Genomic DNA, 25,436 nt, shown 5'->3' with positions numbered 1-25,436 from the left:
ATGATAGGCTCTTTTTTATTTTACTAATGGAATAGTTAATTCGATGAAATTTCCTTGCTGTTCACCTTGTTGTGTTTTTTCAATCCATTGCCACTGGTCTGTTGTCATTCTTAAAAAATTGGAACATCGTGTGCCATATATCGGACTTTGAATAAAAGTCGAAGAAAGTAACTCTTCCATTTCTTTACTAATCCCCGTATCGGGTAATAGATCTGGGATAATTTTCCGCTCATCTTCCAAAATATCCCATGCAGCATAATTTAGATCATGTTGAGGAATGTGAGTCTGCTGTAACATCGGCAAAAATTCTTGGGTAAACCGCTTACGCAAATGCTTCGTTTTCTCCCAGTCCTCTGACATTAGCCCATTTGAAACGACATATACACCATTTGCCAAAACCTGTGGTGCTTCTCCCCGATTACTCATGTAAACAGCTTGTTCTCTATCCCCGACAAACAGGTTAAATCCTGCATAATCCTGTTGTTTGCCTTCCAATTGTTGAGCAAAACGTATAGGTGCTAAATCACTTTCTAAAAAATCTTGAATGAGTTTGCCACGTGAAGGTTCGTAATGATTTTGATCTCGTCCATTACGAAAATTAGTCACAATCGCCCAGCGACCTGAAGCTGTGACCCCCATCCATGATCCACCCGATTGCAAATCTTTGCCTGCTATGATCGAACTCTGCTCCCATGAATGCAGCATTGCGCTCGGTCGATGGTAAAATTCATCTCGATTTGAAAGTAAACAAAGTGGCATGTCTTCAAGCACATGCCATGCAAAAGCAACAATACACATTATTTTGTTCTCACATCTTTACACATTGAATGTACAACATTTTTCAGATCATTCCGCTACAATCTGCTCAAAACTTAATTTCAAATTCAAAATTGAGGAACAGCAATGCTGACCTATCCAAATATAGATCCAGTTGCATTGAGTTTAGGACCTGTCAAAGTACATTGGTATGGACTTATGTACCTATTGGCATTTCTTTTTGCATGGGGACTCGCCTCCTATCGTGCCAAACAACGTGATGGCTGGACAGGAGATATGATTTCCGACCTTGTGTTCTACGGTGCATTAGGTGTAGTGCTCGGCGGACGCGTCGGTTACGTCTTATTTTATGAGTTTGGGAAATTTCTGGAAAATCCACTTTGGTTATTCCAAGTGTGGACAGGCGGTATGAGTTTCCATGGTGGTTTCCTTGGTGTCATTATTGCCATGTTATTTTGGTGCAAAAAATATCAAAAGACTTGGTTCGAGACTTTAGATTTTATCGCCCCATGCGTACCGACAGGCTTGATGTTTGGTCGTTTCGGGAATTTTATTGGTGGTGAACTTTATGGTCGCCAAGTTCAAGATCCGAACTATGCATTTGGTATGATTTTCCCAACTGACCCTTTAGGTTTGGTTCGTCATCCATCGCAAATCTATCAAGCAATCTGTGAAGGTCTGATTCTATTTATCGTCTTATGGTGGTTTAGCTCTAAACCACGCCCTCGCATGGCAGTATCTGCTTTGTTCTTGGTTGGTTATGGAGTCGCTCGTTTCTTTATGGAATTCTTCCGTCAACCCGATGCAGACCAAGGTTTTATCTTATTCGGCTGGATGACCAAAGGACAGATTCTCAGCTTCCCAATGATCATCATTGGACTCTGGATGATTTGGTATGCTTACCGTAAAAATATCTATGATTGGCAGCTTAAAAAATAATTAAAGGGAGCAAATGCTCCCTTTTTATTAACTTTGAAAACTTATAATTGAACCGATAATGCCTTGACCACTTCACCTAAACGCTTACCTTGAGCTTCACACAAGAGTTTTTCATCTTGGCTTAAACTCTGATCATGACGCGGCCCACTAACATGACTCGCCCCATAAGGTGTTCCACCTGTTTTGGTATTTGATAATGCAGGGATTGAGTTAGGTAGACCTAAAATGATCATGCCGTGATGAAACAAAGGAGGCAGCATGGTTAGTAATGTACTTTCCTGTCCACCATGCATCGAACCAGAAGAGGTGAATACACAGACAGGTTTATTATGTAATGCCCCATTCAACCACAAGCTGGTCGTTTGATCCCAAAAATATTTCATTTCACTCGCCATATTTCCAAAACGAGTTGGTGAACCAAGCGCCAAACCAGAACAGTGGGTTAAATCATCTAAAGTACAATAGATGTCGCCTTCACTAGGGATACTTGCTTCCGCTTGAGTCACAACAGTCGCAAGATTGGGGACTGTTCTGATACGAGCCGTAACGCCAGTTGCTTCTACACCATCAGCAATCAAATGTGCCATTTGTTTGGTTGAACCATATTTACTGTAATAAAGTACAAGAACGTAAGGTTGCATCGCTTTCAAGTATTTTGTTAAAAAGAACACTATACGACATTTTTTATACTTTTCGCGGTAGTAATTCCTATGTATGCATAGGATTTGATTAAAAATAATTAGGATAGAACCCATGATCTTAGACCGTTATCTAAAAAACCGAGCGTTTTTAGAGAAAACATGGTTTCAATTTATTGTATTTGTGTTACGACGTTTTGAGGCTGACCGATGCCGAGAGCAAGCTGGATCACTTACCTATACGACCCTTTTTGCTGTTGTTCCGATGTTGACAGTTTTTTTAGTCATCATCTCCTCCATCAAAGCATTAGAGCCAGCAAGACAACAGTTACAACAACTGATCTATAGTAATTTTTTACCTAAAAGCACAATCGCCTTTGACAAAGCCCTGAATGCATTTACTGAAAAATCCAGTAATTTGACTGTGATTGGTGTGTTGTTTTTATTTGTGACCACAGTCTTAATGCTGACTTCGATTGAAACAGTATTTAATCGCATTTGGCGTGTCAAAGAAACACGAACTGGTCTTGTCGGCTTTATGCGCTATTGGACAATCATTTCATTAGGTCCAATTGTGCTGGGAAGTGCGTTTGTACTTTCTTCAACTGTCGCATCAATGAATGTTTTAAGTAATAACTTCGCGGGTTATCAGCTTGATGGTGCGTTAATTTTATGGCTCATTTCCTTTATTTTGACCATTGTCGGATTCTTCATTTTATATTGGACGATCCCCAATCGGACGGTACCAATTTTTTCAGCTGTGATTGCGGCATGTTTCAGCGCGACCGTTTTTGAAATTTTAAAACGTTTATTTGGCTGGATCATGAGTAATTTCACCAGCTATGAAATCGTTTATGGTGCTTTTGCAGCAGTTCCTATTTTTCTACTTTGGATCTATCTGTCTTGGAATATCATTTTATTGGGTGTAGAAGTGAGTTATGCACTCACCGCCTTTCATTCTGGTAAAGAAAAAAAGCGCCATCCAATTTTGATGTTATTGGATATTTTAGAATTGTTTTACCGTAAGCAACAAATCGGTGAAAGTGTTAGCGAACAAGAGCTACTCAATATTATTGGTCGTGGTGAGCTTGGTCGTTTACCCTCTTACATCCTTCAGCTTGAAAAGCAAAATCTGATTAAACGCACCGATACGGACGAATATGTTCTGGTACGAAATCTAGCACAAGTCGATTTTTGGAGCTTTTTTACAGCTCTACCGTATCCATTGCCATTACGCCATGATGTTGCCAATATTCATGAAGACGATGAATGGATTGAACGCCTTGGGCCATCGCTAGTGGAAAGTAATGACTACTTAGCAGCAAAACTTTCCATCCCACTTTCAACTATTTTTGAACAGAAATAATTGAATAGACCTCTTCGGAGGTCTTTTTATTTCCTCAACCACCCCTGCAAACTCACAACTAAAATTCCAAGTAATACCAATGCCGTCCCAAAAATGAAATTTGCTTCTATATTCTCATCTAACAGCCATACGCCAAATATGATTCCAAACAAAGGAGTGAGAAATGAAAATACTCCCAGTCGAGAGGCTAAATAATTTCGTAATAACCAAAACCATGCTAAAAAACTAGCAAAAGATACGATCAAAGTATGAAAAGCTAAACTCCCTATTACTAATGGTGTCCACTGTACAACTGCTTGCCCCATGAAAAATGCTAAACCTAGCAACAGAATAAAGCTACCAGCCAACTGATAAAATAAAGTTTGGGTGACTGCAGCTTGTGCCAAAGAGGATAAACGTACCGTAACTGTAGTGGCCGCCCAGGCAATTGCCGCAGCTAAGGCGTATAAATCTCCCCATAACATCTGTTGCTGAAATGTATTTACCCCTATCTGTTGCGGACGAATAAAAGTCACCACAATACCGATAAAAGCGATACCAATGCCAGTCCATTGCAATAACGTTAGGCGCTCAGATGGTAACTTCCAATGTAAACCTAGCGCCACAAAGATAGGGGCTGTATAAAGCAAAACAACTGCATGCGAAGCAGAAGTCAACTGGAGTGCTTGTGCGAGTAAAAAGAATTCTAGAGAAAATAGAACAGCGACTAATGCTCCAGCTTTCACGTTCTTGGGATTCATTAATTGACTTTTTTGATCAAGCAACACCAACGGCAATAAAAGTAATGCTGCTAACCCAGATCGCAAAGCAATTTGCATCAAAGGACTAATGTCTGAAGCTGCCATTTTTAAAATAACTTGCTGTAGCCCCCAAACCATACACAACACGATCATTAGACTTGAGGCTGTCTGATCTAAGGCCTTACGCTCGTCCATAGCAAGCTCCATATACACGATATTGAACCACTATAAGACTGTCGTATTTTAATGATATAGTGAAAAAAAGACAAAATATGTGTGTTTTCAGGCAATTCTTTCTATGAAAAAATCAGCACAGCGAGTTCAAGATTTTCAGGAACTCCCTGCATATAACGAAATACCTGAACTTCTGTGGCTCAGCATACGCGATGCACCTGCTGCAACGGTTTATCCTCAACATGTGCATGCTTGGGGAGAGTTTATCTATGCTTTTGATGGTGTTTTAGAAGTAAATATTGATCAGATACATTATCTCACTCCACCACCGTATGGGATTTGGTTACCGCCACATACTCAACATAGTGGTGTGAATCGAAATGATGTAACGCATTGTACCCTTTATGTTCATGAATCACTTTGTGAAAAAATGCCTCAACGGGCAGGAATTTTACTGACCGCACCACTGGTGCCAGCACTACTTGAACATATACAAAAACATGCTTTTAAAGATCACGATCCGGAATATTTGCGAATATTGCATGTTCTACTTGATACCTTAACCCATGCCGAAATCATCGGGAGTTATTTACCCAGTACAGAGCACCCTGCTTTAGCTCAAATATTAAATCACCTACATTTACATCCTGCTGACAACAGCACTCTAGCTGAGCTGGCAGCGATGATAAATATGACTGAAAGAACATTGGCGAGACATTGTCAAAAAGAACTCGGGATGTCCTTGCACGAATGGCGACAACGTTTAAAGGTGATGAAAGCGATGTCTTTATTAAATCAAGGTTACACGATTGAAAGTATTGCTCTAGACTTAGGTTATGCAAGTTCATCAGCCTTTATTTATATGTTTAAACGTTGGATGAATTACACTCCTGATCAGTTTAGAAAATACTATCAAGGACGCTAAATTTATTCCAAACCAAACCGATTTAGTCGTTCAAGTTCATATGGCGCATCTTCAGCAGGATAACGCAACTGAGCCTTAGCTTGCTGTTTAGCTAAAGACCAAACAATACTTTCCCCTGCTGGCAAAATATTTGTTTTTAATCGATATATCGGATCTTGGTAAGCAGTTTCACTATCTATAAATTGCCACTGATGCAGCTTAAATGCCTCGACTACATCATTGAGAAATGCTGCATTGATTGCATTTACGTGAAGTAGCAATACATGCTTTGGAGAATACCCAACAGTCTGTATCGCCAATTGATCATAATAATTTGCTCGATCCAATAAATGATCAATATAAGCATTCTTTAATTTTTCAAGCTCAGCTGTTTGTCCATTTTTAGTATAAGAAAGATATTTTAAATTATAAAACCAGTCACTAGCATCAATACTCACAGCACCTGATTGATAACCCTGCTGTTGTAAATAATGCGCAACTCCATCTCTTTTTTCTATGGTATTGCCTTCTTTCAAAAACGGATACCGATATCTAGGAACCCAACCAGTCAATGGTTTAAATACTTGTTCGGCTCTGAAAATTTGATCAATATACTGCTGCGTTGTGACCTGTTCCTTATTTAAATTGGAATGCAATTCACTGTGGTTACCGATTTTATGCTCTTGCTTTCCCCATGCGGCAACCAAACTCAAGCCTTTATAATCACCGATTTTAATTACACTTGGATAAACAATACTTCGTATATGATTTTGTTTAAGTTGTTCTAGAATTCTTTGATTAATTTGTTGGGCATTCGGATTTAGATCAGGATTGACCCCATCATCAAAACTTAAAGCAAGCTGCTTGCTATGACTGATAGTTGTGATCAATAAGATCACAAGGAAAAAACACATTTTCATTTTATTTTTCATTCTGTATATAAAAAATGGCATTAATTCATTCAAATCAATGCCATAAGATCATGCATTATGCATTAACAAAAGTATCCCAATCATACTCACCAGTCTGAGTAATCAATTTCATTGTCAATTTATCATGGGGTTTCAATGCCCCTACACCTGCTGGAGTACCTGTCATAATCACATCACCAGTTTGTAAACTAAATGATTGATTGATCTCAACTAACAAAGCACCGATATCAAATAGCATATCGCGACTAAATCCATGTTGACGTTCAACTCCATTGATCATCAGAATAAGTTCTAGCTCTTGCAAATCGCCAATTTCATCAATCTCAATCCATTCCGCAAGCAAGCAAGCGCCATCAAATGCTTTTGCTCGCTCCCAAGGCTGCCCTTTTTCTTTTAAATCACTTTGCAGATCACGAAGAGTCAAATCCAAACCTAAAGTAATTGCACCTACGGCTTCTAATGCCTTTGAGATGTCTGTTTCTTTCGAAAGTGGATGTGCAATTTGTACGCAAATTTCACATTCGTAGTGACACTCACCCAATGCTTTATTCCAATCAATTCCTTTTTCTAAGGAACCTAAACTACTTGGAGGCTTCATGAATAAAATCGGGCGATCTGGAATAGCATTTCCTAATTCTTTTGCATGTTCTGCATAATTTCGACCCACACAAACAATTTTTGAAGGATGTGTACTCATGAAAGCTCCTTGCTTTTATAACCGATGAAAAATTTATTTTTTAAAGCTATTTTCAAACTTATTTTGATCAATAGAATCTGTAAATGCGCGTTTAGGCACAATAACAACAGTATGGTTTTTTAACTCCAACATATACGTCAGCTTTCCAATCGCAAAAGATTGAACCTCTGTGTATTGTACTGTTTGCTTTTTCCCTGCTGCGTAAAGCTCAAATTGGTCTTGATATAAATCAATTCCCTGTTCACTTTTGCCAAACTGGTAACGAACAAATTGTCGTTTAAACAGCAATGGTAATAACCAATAACGCATTAACCCTTGCATAAGCAAGAAAAAAACACCCAATGCAACATAATAACGACCAACACCCGTTAAACCTAAATAGAATCCCCATAGAATCACTGCAATACTAATCACTGGTGTCAGAAAACGAGTGATCGTTTTCTTGCCAAAAGTCACTAAAGCAAAACCATCTTGAGACTCTTCTAAATTGAGATAATAACGCAGCGATAGTGTTGGACGTTGTTCAGACATTTCTTATTTCTTACATTTGAAAGACGTGCCCTATTAGAACATAAATTAATTTTGGCAAACTATCACTGTTGTTTTTTTTGCTATGAACTTTGCAACAGATTCAGTTTTTGGATTTGTAAACTTATATGCAAATTACATAAATTTTAGACACAAAAAAACCGCTGTTAAGCGGTTAATTCTTCAAATTGGTGCGCTCAGAGAGATTCGAACTCCCGACCCCTTAGTTCGTAGCCAAGTGCTCTATCCAGCTGAGCTATGAGCGCATATTTGATAGGGGGCATTATACGCACTTTTTTCATATTGATAAGCGTTTTTTCATCTTATCGTCGTCAAATGGTGATAGATTCGCCTATCAATCTTAAATTCAAATAAAAACACATTGCTAAAAACCTTAACGCCTAAATATTTAAATACAATTTTCAGACGAATAGCAATAAATTGTGACCAGCATCACATTTCTGTCCTATTGGTAAAAATGGTCAGCATAAACATATGATATTCATAATATATAAACAAATATAATCATTAATATTGAATTTTATTAGCCTAGCTGATTATTTTTTAAAAACCATAAATCATTGAATAAAATGACTATTTACACACTTTTATAGATTTATTACTCAACATTGACAAAGAAAACGACAAACATAACACTAAAAAAGATTAATGTGATATTAATCACAAAAACAATATCATCGATCAAAAAATATTCGAAATGGAATCATTTTAATAATATATAGGTACCCTTATGCACTTTAAAAGTCTTCTATCGCCAATTCAAAGCATTACCTCAGATTCGTTTGATGGTAATTTTGCGGTGTCACCAGCAGGTAGCTTAACGCAAGTTCCTTACTCACTTACATCTCAATTTCTTGCCATGCAAAGCATAAGCAGCATGGTGAGTAGCATTACCAGCAATATCAACACGAATTCATTTAGTTCAGTTACGAATATTCTAGGAGGCTTTAATCCCGTCACAACCTTTACCAGTAGTTTTGACGATCTATCGAGCAGTGCTGGGAATTATAAAAGTCTAGTAAGCATTCCATTCAAAGTTGTACCCAATATGAGTGGTGGTGTTCCGAACCTTCCAAGTAGCAATCCTTTAGATGCACCAATTAATATTGTTGGAAACGTCAAAAATGCTGCTGTAACGCAACAATTTGTTGAGCAATCGAGTAGTACAATTACAAATACTTTCAGCTCTAGCCAATCAACTACATTTACCACTGTTACCAACACTGTCCAAACAATCACAAGTAGTAGCAACAGCGGCTCTTTTAGTTTTTTAAGCAACACGATTAATCAATCAATGAATGGTGATGTTCTTAGCCAATTCAATAATAGCAATGATTTAATCAATTACTTTAAAGGACAGATTAATCCTAGTTCCGTGTTCTCTATCACTAATTTCATGGGGGGATTAAATGGTGGTTTCAATGATGGAACTGGAAGTTCAAATGGGAATATCAATACCAGTCTTGGTGTACTTAGCGGAGCGTTAACTGGTGGACCAGATGGTGCTGGTGGTGGCATAGGAGGTAATTTAGGAGGCTTTAATTTTGGCTTTAATGGTAGCTATCCTTTTAATACCATCACAAATGCTATTTATAATTTTACTGGCGGTCTCACGAATCCAGCCACACCTATTACAAACATTATTAATAATTTCACAGGTGGAACGAATCCAACGCAAACATTAACTAATATTGTCTCTGGTTTAACAGATGTAAATGGCAATCCAACTGAAACTATAACAACAGTTATCAATAGCTTTACAGGTGGAAATAACCCAGCAGTTGAAACGATTCAGGGTGGAATTGATCAACTACAAGAACTAGAAAGCTTTAAGACTGAAATTATTAATTCAGGCATCAATACTTTAGCCAATACAGCAATTGATACGATTCACCAATCTGAAAGCCCTATTGCGGATGGCGCAAGTTTAGGCACACTCACTTTTGAAACTTCTCGCGATACTGTGAATGGTTCTTTAGAAACCGTCTCTGATTTTGTAGGAGGTGATTTTGATGGTGCGATGGATTCTGCTACGGGTGTGATTGATACCTTAATTACCAATGGTTCGACTGCGACTGAGATTGTTCAACATATCGGTGAAGATCTTGGCAATTTAGGTGATTTGGCTGATGGTTCTCCACTTGAAATGGTGACTGATGCAATCGAAGGTTTCACCGGTGGTGATTTAGGTGATAACCCTGTAACAGGTGTGATTGATACCATCACTGGCGGTACTGACGGTTCTCCATTTGAAATGGTCACTGATGCAATCGAAGGATTCACTGGTGGTGACTTAGGTGATAACCCTGTGACTGGCGTGATTGATACTATCACTGGCGGTACGGATGGTTCGCCTCTTGAAATGGTCACTGATGCGATCGAAGGATTCACGGGTGGTGATCTTGGTGATAACCCTGTAACAGGTGTGATTGATACCATCACTGGCGGTACTGATGGTTCACCTCTTGAAATGGTCACTGATGTGATCGAAGGATTCACCGGTGGTGATCTTGGTGACAACCCTGTAACTGGCGTGATTGATACCATCACTGGTGGTACTGACGGTTCGCCTCTTGAAATGGTGACTGATGCAATCGAAGGTTTCACGGGTGGTGATCTTGGTGATAACCCTCTAACTGGCGTGATTGATACCATCACGGGCGGTACTGACGGTTCTCCATTTGAAATGGTCACTGATGCAATCGAAGGATTCACTGGTGGTGATCTTGGTGATAACCCTGTAACAGGTGTGATTGATACCATCACGGGCGGTACTGACGGTTCTCCTCTTGAAATGGTGACTGATGCAATCGAAGGTTTCACCGGTGGTGATTTAAGTGATAACCCTGTAACAGGTATTGTTCAACAAGGTATTGATGTAGTTCAGGGCGTTGAAAGCTTAAAAACTGAAATCATCAATACAGGTATTGATACTGTTGCTGGCACGATCATTGGTGCATTCCCTGAGTCTGAACATCCTGTTGGTGATTTAGCTGATCTAGGTACGCTTACTTTTGAAACTTCTCGCGATACTGTGAATGGTTCTTTAGAAACGATCTCTGATCTCGCTGGCGCTGATTTTGATGGTGCGATGGATTCTGCTACAGGTGTGATTGATACATTAATTACCAATGGTTCGACTGCGACTGAGATTGTTCAACATATCGGTGAAGATCTTGGCAATTTAGGTGATCTAGCTGATGGTTCTCCACTTGAAATGGTGACTGATGCGATCGAAGGTTTCACGGGTGGTGATCTTGGTGATAACCCTGTAACAGGTGTGATTGATACCATCACGGGCGGTACTGACGGTTCTCCTCTTGAAATGGTGACTGATGCAATCGAAGGATTCACAGGTGGTGATTTAGGTGATAACCCTGTAACTGGCGTCATTGATACTATCACTGGCGGTACTGATGGTTCTCCTCTTGAAGTGGTGACTGATGCGATCGAAGGTTTTACGGGTGGTGATTTAGGTGATAACCCTGTAACAGGTGTGATTGATACCATCACGGGCGGTACGGATGGTTCTCCTCTTGAAATGGTCACTGATGTGATCGAAGGATTCACCGGTGGTGATTTAGGTGATAACCCTGTAACAGGCGTGATTGATACCATCACTGGTGGTACTGACGGTTCGCCTCTTGAAATGGTGACTGATGCAATCGAAGGTTTCACGGGTGGTGATCTTGGTGATAACCCTGTGACTGGCGTGATTGATACCATCACTGGTGGTACTGACGGTTCTCCTCTTGAAATGGTGACTGATGCGATCGAAGGTTTCACCGGTGGTGATTTAAGTGATAACCCTGTAACAGGTATTGTTCAACAAGGTATTGATGTAGTTCAGGGCGTTGAAAGCTTAAAAACTGAAATCATCAATACAGGTATTGATACTGTTGCTGGCACGATCATTGGTGCATTCCCTGAGTCTGAACATCCTGTTGGTGATTTAGCTGATCTAGGTACGCTTACTTTTGAAACTTCTCGCGATACTGTGAATGGTTCTTTAGAAACGATCTCTGATCTCGCTGGCGCTGATTTTGATGGTGCGATGGATTCTGCTACAGGTGTGATTGATACCTTAATTACCAATGGTTCGACTGCGACTGAGATTGTTCAACATATCGGTGAAGATCTTGGCAATTTAGGTGATCTAGCTGATGGTTCTCCACTTGAAATGGTGACTGATGCGATCGAAGGTTTCACGGGTGGTGATCTTGGTGATAACCCTGTAACAGGTGTGATTGATACCATCACGGGCGGTACTGACGGTTCGCCTCTTGAAATGGTGACTGATGCGATCGAAGGTTTCACCGGTGGTGATTTAAGTGATAACCCTGTAACAGGTATTGTTCAACAAGGTATTGATGTAGTTCAGGGCGTTGAAAGCTTAAAAACTGAAATCATCAATACAGGTATTGATACTGTTGCTGGCACGATCATTGGTGCATTCCCTGAGTCTGAACATCCTGTTGGTGATTTAGCTGATCTAGGTACGCTTACTTTTGAAACTTCTCGCGATACTGTGAATGGTTCTTTAGAAACGATCTCTGATCTCGCTGGCGCTGATTTTGATGGTGCGATGGATGCTGCTACAGGTGTGATCGATACCTTAATTACCAATGGTTCGACTGCGACTGAGATTGTTCAACATATCGGTGAAGATCTTGGCAATTTAGGTGATCTTGCTGATGGTTCTCCTCTTGAAATGGTGACTGATGCAATCGAAGGATTCACGGGTGGTGATCTTGGTGACAACCCTGTGACTGGTGTGATTGATACCATCACTGGCGGTACTGATGGTTCGCCTCTTGAAATGGTGACTGATGCGATCGAAGGATTCACTGGTGGTGATCTTGGTGATAACCCTGTAACAGGCGTGATTGATACCATCACTGGCGGTACTGATGGTTCTCCACTTGAAATGGTGACTGATGCAATCGAAGGTTTCACTGGTGGTGATTTAGGTGATAACCCTGTAACTAGCGTGATTGATACCATCACTGGCGGTACTGATGGTTCTCCTCTTGAAATGGTGACTGATGCAATCGAAGGTTTCACAGGTGGTGATTTAGGTGATAACCCTGTTACTGGCGTGATTGATACCATCACAGGCGGTACTGACGGTTCTCCGCTTGAAATGGTCACTGATGCAATCGAAGGTTTCACGGGTGGTGACTTAGGTGACAACCCTGTAACAGGTATTGTTCAACAAGGTATTGATGTGGTTCAGGGCGTTGAAAGCTTAAAAACTGAAATCATCAATACAGGTATTGATACTGTTGCTGGCACGATCATTGGTGCATTCCCTGAGTCTGAACATCCTGTTGGTGATTTAGCTGATCTAGGTACGCTTACTTTTGAAACTTCTCGCGATACTGTGAATGGTTCTTTAGAAACGATCTCTGATCTCGCTGGCGCTGATTTTGATGGTGCGATGGATTCTGCTACAGGTGTGATCGATACCTTAATTACCAATGGTTCGACTGCGACTGAGATTGTTCAACATATCGGTGAAGATCTTGGCAATTTAGGTGATCTTGCTGATGGTTCTCCTCTTGAAATGGTGACTGATGCAATCGAAGGATTCATGGGTGGTGATCTTGGTGACAACCCTGTGACTGGTGTGATTGATACCATCACTGGCGGTACTGATGGTTCGCCTCTTGAAATGGTGACTGATGCGATCGAAGGTTTCACCGGTGGTGACTTAGATGACAACCCTGTAACAGGTGTGATTGATACCATCACGGGCGGTACTGATGGTTCGCCTCTTGAAATGGTGACTGATGCAATCGAAGGTTTCACAGGTGGTGACTTAGATGACAACCCTGTGACTGGCGTGATTGATACTATTACTGGCGGTACTGATGGTTCTCCTCTTGAAATGGTGACTGATGCAATCGAAGGTTTCACAGGTGGTGATTTAGGTGATAACCCTGTTACTGGCGTGATTGATACCATCACGGGCGGTACTGACGGTTCTCCGCTTGAAATGGTCACTGATGCAATCGAAGGTTTCACGGGTGGTGACTTAGGTGACAACCCTGTAACAGGTATTGTTCAACAAGGTATTGATGTGGTTCAGGGCGTTGAAAGCTTAAAAACTGAAATCATCAATACAGGTATTGATACTGTTGCTGGCACGATCATTGGTGCATTCCCTGAGTCTGAACATCCTGTTGGTGATTTAGCTGATCTAGGTACGCTTACTTTTGAAACTTCTCGCGATACTGTGAATGGTTCTTTAGAAACGATCTCTGATCTCGCTGGCGCTGATTTTGATAGTGCGATGGATTCTGCTACAGGTGTGATCGATACCTTAATTACCAATGGTTCGACTGCGACTGAGATTGTTCAACATATCGGTGAAGATCTTGGCAATTTAGGTGATCTTGCTGATGGTTCTCCTCTTGAAATGGTGACTGATGCAATCGAAGGATTCACGGGTGGTGATCTTGGTGACAACCCTGTGACTGGCGTGATTGATACTATCACGGGCGGTACGGACGGTTCTCCGCTTGAAATGGTCACTGATGCAATCGAAGGTTTCACAGGTGGTGATCTTGGTGATAACCCTGTAACAGGTGTGATTGATACCATCACTGGTGGTACTGATGGTTCGCCTCTTGAAATGGTGACTGATGCAATCGAAGGTTTCACAGGTGGTGATCTTGGTGATAACCCTGTAACTGGCGTCATTGATACTATCACTGGCGGTACTGATGGTTCGCCTCTTGAAATGGTCACTGATGCGATCGAAGGTTTCACCGGTGGTGATCTTGGTGATAACCCTGTAACAGGTATTGTTCAACAAGGTATTGATGTGGTTCAGGGCGTTGAAAGCTTAAAAACTGAAATCATCAATACAGGTATTGATACTGTTGCTGGCACGATCATTGGTGCATTCCCTGAGTCTGAACATCCTGTTGGTGATTTAGCTGATCTAGGTACGCTTACTTTTGAAACTTCTCGCGATACTGTGAATGGTTCTTTAGAAACGATCTCTGATCTCGCTGGCGCTGATTTTGATGGTGCGATGGATTCTGCTACAGGTGTGATTGATACCTTAATTACCAATGGTTCGACTGCGACTGAGATTATTCAACATATCGGTGAAGATCTTGGCAATTTAGGTGACCTTGCTGATGGTTCGCCTCTTGAAATGGTGACTGATGCGATCGAAGGTTTCACAGGTGGTAACTTAGGTGACAACCCTGTAACAGGTGTGATTGATACCATCACTGGTGGTACTGATGGTTCTCCTCTTGAAATGGTGACTGATGCAATCGAAGGATTCACAGGTGGTGACTTAGGTGATAACCCTGTGACTGGCGTGATTGATACCATCACGGGCGGTACTGATGGTTCTCCTCTTGAAGTGGTCACTGATGCGATCGAAGGTTTCACGGGTGGTGATTTAGGTGATAACCCTGTTACTGGCGTGATTGATACCATCACTGGTGGTACTGATGGTTCGCCTCTTGAAATGGTGACTGATGCGATCGAAGGTTTCACGGGTGGTGATTTAGGTGATAACCCTGTGACTGGCGTGATTGATACCATCACTGGTGGTACTGATGGTTCGCCTCTTGAAATGGTGACTGATGCGATCGAAGGTTTCACGGGTGGTGATTTAGGTGATAACCCTGTAACAGGTGTGATTGATACCATCACTGGTGGTACTGATGGTTCGCCTCTTGAAATGGTGACTGATGCGATCGAAGGTTTCACCGGTGGTGATTTAGGTGATAACCCTGTAACAGGTGTGATTGATACCATCACGGGCGGTACTGATGGTTCGCCTCTTGAAATGGTGACTGATGCGATCGAAGGTTTCACAGGTGGTGACTTAGGTGATAACCCTGTTACTGGCGTGATTGATACCATCACTGGTGGTACTGACGGTTCTCCTCTTGAAATGGTGACTGATGCGATCGAAGGTTTCACAGGTGGTGACTTAGGTGATAACCCTGTAACAGCTGTGATTGATACTATCACGGGCGGTACGGACGGTTCTCCGCTTGAAATGGTCACTGATGCAATCGAAGGGTTCACAGGTGGTGACTTAGGTGATAACCCTGTAACAGGTATTGTTCAACAAGGTATTGATGTAGTTCAGGGCGTTGAAAGCTTAAAAACTGAAATCATCAATACAGGTATTGATACTGTTGCTGGCACGATCATTGGTGCACTCCCTGAGTCTGAACATCCTGTTGGTGATTTAGCTGATCTAGGTACGCTTACTTTTGAAACTTCTCGCGATACTGTGAATGGTTCTTTAGAAACGATCTCTGATCTCGCTGGCGCTGATTTTGATGGTGCGATGGATTCTGCTACAGGTGTGATTGATACCTTAATTACCAATGGTTCGACTGCGACTGAGATTGTTCAACATATCGGTGAAGATCTTGGCAATTTAGGTGATTTGGCTGATGGTTCTCCACTTGAAATGGTGACTGATGCAATCGAAGGTTTCACGGGTGGTGATTTAGGTGATAACCCTGTGACTGGTGTGATTGATACCATCACGGGCGGTACTGATGGTTCGCCTCTTGAAATGGTGACTGATGCAATCGAAGGTTTCACCGGTGGTGATCTTGGTGATAACCCTGTAACAGGTATTGTTCAACAAGGTATTGATGTGGTTCAGGGCGTTGAAAGCTTAAAAACTGAAATCATCAATACAGGTATTGATACTGTTGCTGGCACGATCATTGGTGCATTCCCTGAGTCTGAACATCCTGTTGGTGATTTAGCTGATCTAGGTACGCTTACTTTTGAAACTTCTCGCGATACTGTGAATGGTTCTTTAGAAACGATCTCTGATCTCGCTGGCGCTGATTTTGATGGTGCGATGGATTCTGCTACAGGTGTGATTGATACCTTAATTACCAATGGTTCGACTGCGACTGAGATTATTCAACATATCGGTGAAGATCTTGGCAATTTAGGTGACCTTGCTGATGGTTCGCCTCTTGAAATGGTGACTGATGCGATCGAAGGTTTCACAGGTGGTGACTTAGGTGATAACCCTGTTACTGGCGTGATTGATACCATCACTGGTGGTACTGACGGTTCTCCTCTTGAAATGGTGACTGATGCGATCGAAGGTTTCACAGGTGGTGACTTAGGTGATAACCCTGTTACTGGCGTGATTGATACCATCGCTGGTGGTACTGATGGTTCGCCTCTTGAAATGGTGACTGATGCGATCGAAGGTTTCACCGGTGGTGATCTTGGTGATAACCCTGTAACAGGTATTGTTCAACAAGGTATTGATGTGGTTCAGGGCGTTGAAAGCTTAAAAACTGAAATCATCAATACAGGTATTGATACTGTTGCTGGCACGATCATTGGTGCATTCCCTGAGTCTGAACATCCTGTTGGTGATTTAGCTGATCTAGGTACGCTTACTTTTGAAACTTCTCGCGATACTGTGAATGGTTCTTTAGAAACGATCTCTGATCTCGCTGGCGCTGATTTTGATGGTGCGATGGATTCTGCTACAGGTGTGATTGATACATTAATTACCAATGGTTCGACTGCGACTGAGATTGTTCAACATATCGGTGAAGATCTTGGCAATTTAGGTGATCTAGCTGATGGTTCTCCACTTGAAATGGTGACTGATGCGATCGAAGGTTTCACGGGTGGTGATCTTGGTGATAACCCTGTAACAGGTGTGATTGATACCATCACGGGCGGTACTGACGGTTCTCCTCTTGAAATGGTGACTGATGCAATCGAAGGATTCACAGGTGGTGATTTAGGTGATAACCCTGTAACTGGCGTCATTGATACTATCACTGGCGGTACTGATGGTTCTCCTCTTGAAGTGGTGACTGATGCGATCGAAGGTTTTACGGGTGGTGATTTAGGTGATAACCCTGTAACAGGTGTGATTGATACCATCACGGGCGGTACGGATGGTTCTCCTCTTGAAATGGTCACTGATGTGATCGAAGGATTCACCGGTGGTGATCTTGGTGACAACCCTGTAACTGGCGTGATTGATACCATCACTGGTGGTACTGACGGTTCGCCTCTTGAAATGGTGACTGATGCAATCGAAGGTTTCACGGGTGGTGATCTTGGTGATAACCCTGTGACTGGCGTGATTGATACCATCACTGGCGGTACTGATGGTTCTCCTCTTGAAATGGTGACTGATGCGATCGAAGGTTTCACGGGTGGTGATTTAGGTGATAACCCTGTGACTGGCGTGATTGATACCATCACTGGTGGTACTGACGGTTCGCCTCTTGAAATGGTGACTGATGCAATCGAAGGATTCACAGGTGGTGATCTTGGTGATAACCCTGTAACTGGTGTGATTGATACCATCACTGGTGGTACTGATGGTTCTCCTCTTGAAATGATCACAGAAACTGTAAGTGAATTTACAAACACTGATGAATCATTGAGCACGATTACAGATTTACTGGGTAGCATCACAGGTGATTTGAATGGTGGAGCATTAGGTGAGATCACAAATCTTACAGAAACAATCAGTGGAAGCCTGAACGGTGATTCTCTAGATCCAATCACAGGTGCGATTGACGGATTCTGTAGTGATATTGGTTTTGATCTTAATAGTGAAAGTATTATTCTCGGAGTATCAGAACCAACACAAACGATTATCAGTAGTGGTAACTCTGTAATTGATAGTGTTCAAGAAAGTTCTACTGCGATATTTAGCGATAGTACGTTTGAAAGTATTAGTAGCTTGATTAGCTTAAGTGTTGAAAGTGGTGATGATTGTGGTTGTGATGGCGGTGTTGATAGTATCTTGACTGCAATCACAGGTTCGACATCTATACTTACTTCAGTTACGGATACAAGTACTTCAACTGCACCATTAACTGAAACTGTGACTCCACAAACATCGTTAACTAATTTATCAGACAATCTCTTCCATTCATTAAGCTTATTCTAAAAGCTTAAATTGAAAACAAAGGCCGCTATCATTAGCGGCCTTTGCTATTTAAATATACTGTAAAATAAATATCTTCAAAATTTGGGCACAAAAAAACCGCGATTAAGCGGTTAATTATTTAAGTTGGTGCGCTCAGAGAGATTCGAACTCCCGACCCCTTAGTTCGTAGCCAAGTGCTCTATCCAGCTGAGCTATGAGCGCATTACTTATGTGCCTATTTCGGCATGTGTTACTTTAATCTTTACTTGGTGCGCTCAGAGAGATTCGAACTCCCGACCCCTTAGTTCGTAGCCAAGTGCTCTATCCAGCTGAGCTATGAGCGCCTTAAGTAAAGTGGCGGTGAGAGAGGGATTCGAACCCTCGATACAGTTACCCGTATGCATCCTTAGCAGGGATGTGGTTTCAGCCACTCACCCATCTCACCGTAACACGAGCGCAATAATACAAACTAAAACCACATTACACAAGGGATGATCCTGTTTTTTTCATCTTTTTTAAATCAATCAAATATTTTTTAAACAATTTCTGTATTTTTTCAGCATTTTTTCGTCCAACGCTTGTTAAGATAGTCTTCTCTTTATTTATTTAGATCATTTACATAAACAGAATCTTGCAATCTTTGACGTGCAGTCCAAGTTTGGATGACTTATGCTAAAGTGATCTGCCAGATGTGAAATGGAACGATATGACTAATAATTGGGTTGATCCCGAAGCAAAAGCAGAAGCTGAACGTTACGATAATCCTATTCCTAGCCGAACTCTTATTTTAACTACATTAGAACAATTACAAACTGCAAAATCTCATGCGGAACTTGTTGATCATTTCAACCTACCAGATCAAAAAAGTATTGATGCGTTAAATCATCGCTTAAGCGCAATGGTACGTGATGGTCAGCTCATGAAGGATGGTTTTAAATATCAACCTGCAACAGATTTACCAACACACGAAGCAACGGTTTATATTAATAGTAAAGGTTTAGGTACAGCGAATATTGCTGGACACGATGATGTGCTATTACCTGAACGTGAATTAAGACTCGTTTTTAACGGCGATCGCGTTAAAGTACGTCAGACTTCAGTTGATCGCAAAGGTAAACCTTGGGGTTTTATTACTGAAGTTGTACAACGTCGTGTCAAACAGATTATTGGTAAAGTCGCTGAGCATGAAGGTGAATACTTTATTCAACCGAGTAATCCAAATCAGCACCAACCGATTACTTTAGAAAAAGAATTAATTGAGCATGCCAATGCCAAAGTTGGCGATATGCTACGTGTTGCGATTGATGACTACCCGACCCGTGAAGAATTGGCAACAGGTCATGTCGTTCAATCCATGGCAGATAAAGCGGATACAGAGATTATCATTCCGCAGACTATTTTAGAATTTGGCTTGCCTTATGAGTTTCCTGAAGCAGTAATCAAAGAAGCTGAAAGCTTTAAAGAACCTTCTGAACAAGATATTAAAGGTCGTGTTGATTTACGTGACTTACCATTAGTTACTATTGATGGTGAAGATGCACGAGACTTTGATGATGCTGTCTATGCTGAAAAACGTTCAGGTGGTGGTTATCGTGTGGTTGTTGCGATTGCTGACGTAAGCCATTACGTTCGTTTAGATTCACCTTTAAATGAAGAAGCAGAAGAACGCGGTACCTCAGTTTATTTCCCACACTTTGTCTTGCCGATGCTTCCTGAAGCATTATCAAATGGTTTGTGTTCTTTAAATCCACATGTAGATCGTCTATGTATGGTCTGTGACTTAAAGTTATCTCGTGCTGGAAAAGTGACAGGTTATGAATTCTATCCTGCGGTAATGCATTCTAAAGCGCGTCTGACTTACACACAGGTTGGTCGATATTTTGAGGGCGTAACAGATGCTATCCCTGAAGATAAAACTATTCATAAATCACTAAATACTCTTTTCCAGCTTTATCAGACCCTCAAAGAGTTACGTGCTAAGCGTCATGCGATGGAATTTGAAACCATCGAAACCTACATGACTTTTGATGAGTTAGGTGGAATCAAAGAAATCCTGCCTCGCTCACGTAATGATGCGCATAAGCTCATTGAAGAATGTATGTTATTAGCCAATGTCGCTGCTGCGGAATATGCTTTAGAACATGACATCCCAATGCTCTACCGTGTACATGAGGCTCCTGAGTTTTCACGTATCCAGAAAGTTCGTGATTTCGTAAAATTACTTGGTTTACCATTCCCAGAACAACCTACTCAGGCTGATTATCAACGTGTTATTGAAGCGACCAAAGATCGCCTAGATGCGCCAAGCATTCATGCTGTGTTATTACGCTCAATGATGCAAGCGTATTACGGTGCAAAGAATTCTGGGCATTACGGTTTAGCATATGAAGCCTATACGCACTTTACTTCACCAATTCGTCGTTACCCTGACTTATTATTGCATCGTGCGATTAAAGCCTATTTAGGTAAAAAGGTTTACCCTCTTTCAGGTGCAGCACTAGATGATGCGGGTGAGCATTTCTCACAAACTGAACGTCGTGCTGATGAAGCATCACGCAGTGTCACGACCTGGTTAAAATGCCACTATATGCAACAGCATTTAGGTGATGAATTTGTCGGCATCATCAGTGCAGTAACAGAATTTGGCTTATTTGTTACCTTAAAAGACCTCTATGTAGATGGCATGATTCATGTCAGCCAATTGGGTGAAGATTTCTTCCTCTATGATCAAGCTAGCCAAAGTCTAATTGGTCAGAATCGTGGACAGTCATTTAGCCTCGGTGATGAAGTAAAAATTAAAGTGGCTGGTGTGAATTTGGAAGAACGTAAAATCGACTTCCAATTGGTACAACAACTCACTCATTTAGGTCGTGTGATTCGTCAAAAAGCACCGCGTACAACATCAACTCGAGCAGCCACTACAGAAGAAGTTTTTGGCAAGGCACCAACGGCATCCAAAGTAAGTGAAGATGGTGAAAAGCCTGTGCGTAAGAAAAAGGATAAGAACAAACCAAGTTCTTATACTAAAAAACCTGCTAAAAAAGCTTCGACTAAGCCCGAAAATAAAGAAAAGGCAAAGAAAAAAATAAAAAAGAAAAAGTCGAATGCAAAAGCAAAGAGTGAATAACTCATAAAATAAGAGAGCTTCGGCTCTCTTTCTGTTTTAGAGTTTCAGCTTTTCTTAAATTAAGTTCTATCAAAAAACACGAGTACTCCCCAAAAGCCCAATAAGACAAGATACCAAATCTGCCCTACCAATTCTTTCCCACCAAAAGTACTCAGTATTTCAAAAGTGAGTCCAGATGCAAACAATGCTAACAGCCCAAATACCGCCAGCATGATTGCCCAATCTCCCAAGCCATATAAACGTTGTGGTTTTTCACCACTTTTCTTACGTTTAAACCAGCTTAGGAATAATTTATAGTAGACATAGAGTGCCCCAGCACCACACACAAGAAAGAACAACGTCGAAGCTGGACTATTGGCAGATGGACTTCCAATCCCCCTAGAGCCTACATATACCGCATTGTTTACCGTAGCGCTGGAGTGAGCAGAAACACACAAAGTTAAGAAAAAAACACTGATACTTTTTAATCTCATGATTAGGTTTAACCTATCTAGTTACGCATCGCGCTACAAAAAATTCTTCGTTAGATTTTCTTTGATCATGAGTTTAGTAAGAAATCGGTTTTCATCAAGACATTTACACTGAAGATAAAATTTCTTTTAAATTATAATTGCTTATAAAAATTTTCAGCCACCATCCTAAACCACATACAGGCGTTTATAAATAAAAAATGAATCTAGATATAAGAGATGAAGCATAGTTACACTTGATTTCTCCCTCGCTAAGCCCTACATCTATAACTATGTTTAAAGATGAATATGGCAAAAATACAATGACACTACAGCAAGCGACACTCCCCACTCCCCAGTTTGATCAAATTCAACTTGCAGAATTAAAACAACAGATTGAACAGACTATTCAAAATGGTCAAAACTTCTTAAATCAACTCAATGAAGTTCCACAAGCTCCTGAAGACCAACTGGCAACTTTGGCGGAAGTCGATCAGCTTGAAAATAATATGAGTGAATCATGGGGAATTTTGTCACACCTCAATGCAGTCATGAACAATGCCGAAACCCGTGAGGTTTACCAGTCATTGTTACCAAGCCTAAGCGAATATTACACTCAGCTTGGACAGCACACGGCGTTGTATCAAACTTATCAACATATTCATGATAGTGCAGTATTTCAAACGCTGAGCGAAGCACAACAAAGTGCAATTAAACTCGCTTTACGTGATTTCAAACTATCAGGCGTTGCTCTTGAAGGCGAAGCCAAAAAACGTTATGCGGAAATCTCAGCACGTTTATCACAACTGTCTTCAGATTTCTCTAACCACGTACTTGATGCAACACAAGCCTACTTCAAACCATTAACCGAGGAACAGCTCAAAGGCCTACCACAAAGTAGTGTTGAATTATTAAAGCAATACGGCCAACAACGTGAGCTTGAGCAAGCCGTTGCCACACTCGACTTCCCTGCTTATTTTGCGATTATGACCTATGCCGATGATCGAGAACTTAGAGAGGAACTCTACAAAGCCTACGTGACTCGTGCCTCAGAACAATCAGAAAAAACTGAATTCGATAATACCCCTGTGATGGAAGAAATTCTGAGCTTGCGTCAAGAAATGGCTCAACTGCTTGGCTTCAATAATTTTGCTGAATATTCATTGGCTAGCAAAATGGCACCTGATGTTGATACCGTCGATAAGTTTTTGGTCGACTTGGCAGAACATGCCCGCACACCAGCCCTTGCTGAAATCGCTGAACTGAAAGCAATTGCACAACAAGATGGTGTTGAAGAATTAAAACCATGGGATGCAACCTACTATTCTGAAAAATTGAAACAACAACAATTCAATTTGTCTCAAGAAGCGCTTAAACCGTATTTCCCAGCACCCAAAGTTGTGGATGGTTTATTCCAAATCGTTCAACGTCTTTATGGTATTCAAATCATCGAGCGCCATGCTCCTGTATGGCAGAATGATGTTCGTTATTTTGAAATTGAAGATCAAGGTCAAGTCGTTGGTGGTTTCTACTTCGACCTTTATGCGCGTAATGGCAAACGTGGTGGCGCATGGATGAGTGGTTTCCGTTCTCGTGTGCAAACTGCGAATGGTCTACAAAAACCAATTTGTTATATGGTGTGTAACTTTACCCCACCGATTGGCGATCAGCCTGCTCTATTGACTCATGATGAAGTGATTACGCTATTTCATGAATTTGGTCATGGCTTACATCACATGCTGACCGAAGTGGATAATATCTCAGTTGCAGGTACGCATGGTGTAGCATGGGATGCCGTTGAATTACCAAGCCAGTTCATGGAATTTTGGGCTTGGGATAATGAAAGTTTAGATGTACTCAGTGAACATACTGAAACTAAGCAAACTTTACCGCAAGAATTGCTATCAGCGTTATTGAATGCACGTTTCTTCCAGTCAGGTATGCAAACTCTGCGTCAGATTGAATTCGCTCTGTTTGACTTAACCATTCACCGTCAAACACCCGCTTTAAACAGCGAGCAAATCCAAACTACATTAGATGACATTCGTGCTAAATTTGCGGTTGTTCCTACTGTTCCTTATAACCGTTTCCAACACAGCTTTAGTCATATTTTCGCTGGCGGTTATGCAGCAGGTTATTATTCTTATAAATGGGCGGAAGTTTTGGCGAGCGACGCCTTCGATCGTTTCGAAAATGAAGGTATTTTTAACACCGAGACTGGAAAAGAATTTAGAAAGTTTATTCTAGCAGTTGGCGGAAAAGTTACAGCACTTGATGCGTTTCGCAATTTCCGAAAAAGAGAACCAAAAATAGATGCATTATTACGTCATCAAGGTTGGACGAATACGCATAAAACCGCTTAAACTACGTCATTATTGTTCACAGGATGTAATTAACTGACATGAAAAGACAGTTCATCGCGGGTGCTAAATGCCCAAAATGTGGAGCCTTAGATCGTGTGGTTAAGATCATCTCTGTGGATGACGAATGGATTGAATGTATCGAATGTGCTTATAGTGAACAGCGTCCTACTCACGTAGAACCAGCTGAACCCGCTGAGCCAGATGAAATTGGGGTGATACAATTCAAGCCTCGTCATTTTGACTAGAAAGGTTAAAAAATGATGTCCTCGTATCAAAATGAAAACTCTAAATTATTATGGATGATCATCGGTGGAATCAGTATCGTCGTGGTACTGATTTTTGCAGTACAGTGGTTTCTATCTCAAAAAAATCATGAAGCAACTGTTACACCAACAGTACCAACGATTAGCAAAGCTACGCCCTCAGCACGTCCAGTCGAAACGACTGAAACTGTACAAGCTGCAAGCGAAGTTACTGCACCTATCCAACTAGTTGAAGAGTCAATTATCAAAGATCCAATTCCCGCAAATGACACTTTAGCCAAAGAAGAAATTGCTAAACTGGATGATATTCATCAACAACTTAAAGATCAGCAAAATGAGCTAAAGCAACAACATACTGATGTTGATACTTTAGTAAAACTGAAAGAAGATCAAATTAAGCTTCTCGAAGCTCAACTTGCAGCACAAAATAAATCATAAATAAATAAGGCTTTAACATGGGTTATAGCCTTAATGTCTTCGATGATTTGTTGGCCATGCTTGATTTAGTTCATCCCTTAATGTGAGGTCTTAACCTCTCTACTTTATATAATTCAATCGAAAATAATAATCGTACATTTCTTTAAAGGCAGCAGAGGC

Annotated in this window: 15 protein-coding genes and 4 tRNA genes; 8 read left to right on the top strand and 11 right to left on the bottom strand. The window is 41.1% G+C overall.

Annotated features, from left to right (window positions below; translation table 11 throughout):
• Positions 1-15: 15 nt before the first annotated feature.
• On the bottom strand, positions 16-798 hold the full coding sequence (locus H2677_RS02165; protein WP_004951887.1) for an NRDE family protein: 783 nt from the start codon (positions 796-798) through the stop codon (positions 16-18).
• A gap of 105 nt (positions 799-903) precedes the next feature.
• On the opposite strand from H2677_RS02165, the gene lgt reads away from it, so the two are divergent.
• Positions 904-1,716 (top strand): prolipoprotein diacylglyceryl transferase, encoded by an 813-nt coding sequence (gene lgt / locus H2677_RS02160; protein ID WP_004951884.1) that lies wholly within the window; start codon positions 904-906, stop codon positions 1,714-1,716.
• Positions 1,717-1,757: 41 nt separating this feature from the next.
• Here lgt and wrbA read toward each other — a convergent pair whose 3' ends face one another.
• The gene (wrbA, locus tag H2677_RS02155; protein WP_212639041.1) at positions 1,758-2,357 is read right to left on the bottom strand and encodes an NAD(P)H:quinone oxidoreductase; all 600 of its coding nucleotides are present in this window, start codon (positions 2,355-2,357) and stop codon (positions 1,758-1,760) included.
• A gap of 112 nt (positions 2,358-2,469) precedes the next feature.
• Here wrbA and H2677_RS02150 point away from each other — a divergent pair, with 112 nt between their 5' ends.
• On the top strand, positions 2,470-3,720 hold the full coding sequence (locus H2677_RS02150; RefSeq protein ID WP_004951878.1) for a YihY family inner membrane protein: 1,251 nt from the start codon (positions 2,470-2,472) through the stop codon (positions 3,718-3,720).
• 26 nt (positions 3,721-3,746) lie between these two features.
• On the opposite strand, the gene H2677_RS02145 is transcribed toward H2677_RS02150, so the two are convergent.
• The gene (locus tag H2677_RS02145) at positions 3,747-4,655 is read right to left on the bottom strand and encodes a DMT family transporter (protein WP_004951875.1); all 909 of its coding nucleotides are present in this window, start codon (positions 4,653-4,655) and stop codon (positions 3,747-3,749) included.
• Positions 4,656-4,758: 103 nt separating this feature from the next.
• Between H2677_RS02145 and H2677_RS02140 the strand changes: the two genes are divergently transcribed.
• On the top strand, positions 4,759-5,559 hold the full coding sequence (locus tag H2677_RS02140; RefSeq protein ID WP_212639040.1) for a helix-turn-helix domain-containing protein: 801 nt from the start codon (positions 4,759-4,761) through the stop codon (positions 5,557-5,559).
• Positions 5,560-5,561: 2 nt separating this feature from the next.
• On the opposite strand, the gene H2677_RS02135 is transcribed toward H2677_RS02140, so the two are convergent.
• The 4 genes from H2677_RS02135 to H2677_RS02120 form a co-directional block, all read right to left on the bottom strand.
• Positions 5,562-6,458: a polysaccharide deacetylase family protein gene (locus H2677_RS02135; RefSeq protein WP_212639039.1), complete on the bottom strand. Its 897-nt coding sequence runs from the start codon at positions 6,456-6,458 to the stop codon at positions 5,562-5,564.
• 67 nt (positions 6,459-6,525) lie between these two features.
• On the bottom strand, positions 6,526-7,167 hold the full coding sequence (locus H2677_RS02130) for a fumarylacetoacetate hydrolase family protein (protein WP_099948057.1): 642 nt from the start codon (positions 7,165-7,167) through the stop codon (positions 6,526-6,528).
• Between the two features lie 33 nt (positions 7,168-7,200).
• A complete protein-coding gene (locus tag H2677_RS02125; protein WP_004909280.1) occupies positions 7,201-7,698 on the bottom strand; it encodes a YcxB family protein in 498 nt (165 codons plus the stop codon).
• Positions 7,699-7,884: 186 nt separating this feature from the next.
• Positions 7,885-7,961, bottom strand: a tRNA-Arg gene (locus H2677_RS02120).
• A 485-nt stretch (positions 7,962-8,446) separates the two neighbouring features.
• On the opposite strand from H2677_RS02120, the gene H2677_RS02115 reads away from it, so the two are divergent.
• On the top strand, positions 8,447-18,658 hold the full coding sequence (locus H2677_RS02115) for a beta strand repeat-containing protein (RefSeq protein ID WP_212639628.1): 10,212 nt from the start codon (positions 8,447-8,449) through the stop codon (positions 18,656-18,658).
• Between the two features lie 124 nt (positions 18,659-18,782).
• On the opposite strand, the gene H2677_RS02110 is transcribed toward H2677_RS02115, so the two are convergent.
• From H2677_RS02110 to H2677_RS02100, 3 genes are all read right to left on the bottom strand, one after another.
• A tRNA-Arg gene (locus H2677_RS02110) sits at positions 18,783-18,859 on the bottom strand.
• A gap of 45 nt (positions 18,860-18,904) precedes the next feature.
• Positions 18,905-18,981: transfer RNA gene (locus H2677_RS02105), tRNA-Arg, on the bottom strand.
• A gap of 11 nt (positions 18,982-18,992) precedes the next feature.
• Positions 18,993-19,082: transfer RNA gene (locus tag H2677_RS02100), tRNA-Ser, on the bottom strand.
• Between the two features lie 261 nt (positions 19,083-19,343).
• Between H2677_RS02100 and rnr the strand changes: the two genes are divergently transcribed.
• Positions 19,344-21,764: a ribonuclease R gene (rnr, locus tag H2677_RS02095; RefSeq protein ID WP_212639038.1), complete on the top strand. Its 2,421-nt coding sequence runs from the start codon at positions 19,344-19,346 to the stop codon at positions 21,762-21,764.
• Between the two features lie 59 nt (positions 21,765-21,823).
• On the opposite strand, the gene H2677_RS02090 is transcribed toward rnr, so the two are convergent.
• Positions 21,824-22,237, bottom strand: a complete 414-nt coding sequence (locus H2677_RS02090; protein WP_023013747.1) for a putative four-helix membrane protein — start codon at positions 22,235-22,237, stop codon at positions 21,824-21,826.
• Between the two features lie 299 nt (positions 22,238-22,536).
• Between H2677_RS02090 and H2677_RS02085 the strand changes: the two genes are divergently transcribed.
• Genes H2677_RS02085 through H2677_RS02075 form a run of 3 tightly spaced genes read left to right on the top strand, consistent with a single transcriptional unit; the run spans position 22,537 to position 25,277 of the window.
• Positions 22,537-24,576, top strand: coding sequence for a M3 family metallopeptidase (locus H2677_RS02085; protein WP_212639037.1), 2,040 nt, complete (start codon positions 22,537-22,539; stop codon positions 24,574-24,576).
• 38 nt (positions 24,577-24,614) lie between these two features.
• Positions 24,615-24,821 (top strand): YheV family putative zinc ribbon protein, encoded by a 207-nt coding sequence (locus H2677_RS02080; RefSeq protein WP_004964287.1) that lies wholly within the window; start codon positions 24,615-24,617, stop codon positions 24,819-24,821.
• 12 nt (positions 24,822-24,833) lie between these two features.
• A complete protein-coding gene (locus H2677_RS02075) occupies positions 24,834-25,277 on the top strand; it encodes a hypothetical protein (RefSeq protein ID WP_168154837.1) in 444 nt (147 codons plus the stop codon).
• Positions 25,278-25,436 lie beyond the last annotated feature (159 nt).

Origin of the sequence: Acinetobacter junii, assembly GCF_018336855.1 — a bacterium.
In the GTDB taxonomy this organism is placed as follows: domain Bacteria; phylum Pseudomonadota; class Gammaproteobacteria; order Pseudomonadales; family Moraxellaceae; genus Acinetobacter; species Acinetobacter junii.
The sequence above is the reverse complement of the archived record's forward strand: the minus strand, read 5'-3'. Positions and strand labels throughout refer to the sequence as shown.

What these genes read in the sequence shown, in the direction of transcription:
- H2677_RS02145 (WP_004951875.1), bottom strand. Translation starts at nt 4,655, where the DNA reads ATGGACGAGCGTAAGGCCTTAGATCAGACAGCCTCAAGTCTAATGATC.
- lgt (WP_004951884.1), top strand. Translation starts at nt 904, where the DNA reads ATGCTGACCTATCCAAATATAGATCCAGTTGCATTGAGTTTAGGACCT.
- H2677_RS02085 (WP_212639037.1), top strand. Translation starts at nt 22,537, where the DNA reads ATGACACTACAGCAAGCGACACTCCCCACTCCCCAGTTTGATCAAATT.
- H2677_RS02130 (WP_099948057.1), bottom strand. Translation starts at nt 7,167, where the DNA reads ATGAGTACACATCCTTCAAAAATTGTTTGTGTGGGTCGAAATTATGCA.
- H2677_RS02165 (WP_004951887.1), bottom strand. Translation starts at nt 798, where the DNA reads ATGTGTATTGTTGCTTTTGCATGGCATGTGCTTGAAGACATGCCACTT.
- H2677_RS02135 (WP_212639039.1), bottom strand. Translation starts at nt 6,458, where the DNA reads ATGAAAATGTGTTTTTTCCTTGTGATCTTATTGATCACAACTATCAGT.
- H2677_RS02090 (WP_023013747.1), bottom strand. Translation starts at nt 22,237, where the DNA reads ATGAGATTAAAAAGTATCAGTGTTTTTTTCTTAACTTTGTGTGTTTCT.
- H2677_RS02080 (WP_004964287.1), top strand. Translation starts at nt 24,615, where the DNA reads ATGAAAAGACAGTTCATCGCGGGTGCTAAATGCCCAAAATGTGGAGCC.
- rnr (WP_212639038.1), top strand. Translation starts at nt 19,344, where the DNA reads ATGACTAATAATTGGGTTGATCCCGAAGCAAAAGCAGAAGCTGAACGT.
- H2677_RS02075 (WP_168154837.1), top strand. Translation starts at nt 24,834, where the DNA reads ATGATGTCCTCGTATCAAAATGAAAACTCTAAATTATTATGGATGATC.
- H2677_RS02150 (WP_004951878.1), top strand. Translation starts at nt 2,470, where the DNA reads ATGATCTTAGACCGTTATCTAAAAAACCGAGCGTTTTTAGAGAAAACA.
- H2677_RS02125 (WP_004909280.1), bottom strand. Translation starts at nt 7,698, where the DNA reads ATGTCTGAACAACGTCCAACACTATCGCTGCGTTATTATCTCAATTTA.
- wrbA (WP_212639041.1), bottom strand. Translation starts at nt 2,357, where the DNA reads ATGCAACCTTACGTTCTTGTACTTTATTACAGTAAATATGGTTCAACC.
- H2677_RS02140 (WP_212639040.1), top strand. Translation starts at nt 4,759, where the DNA reads ATGAAAAAATCAGCACAGCGAGTTCAAGATTTTCAGGAACTCCCTGCA.
- H2677_RS02115 (WP_212639628.1), top strand. Translation starts at nt 8,447, where the DNA reads ATGCACTTTAAAAGTCTTCTATCGCCAATTCAAAGCATTACCTCAGAT.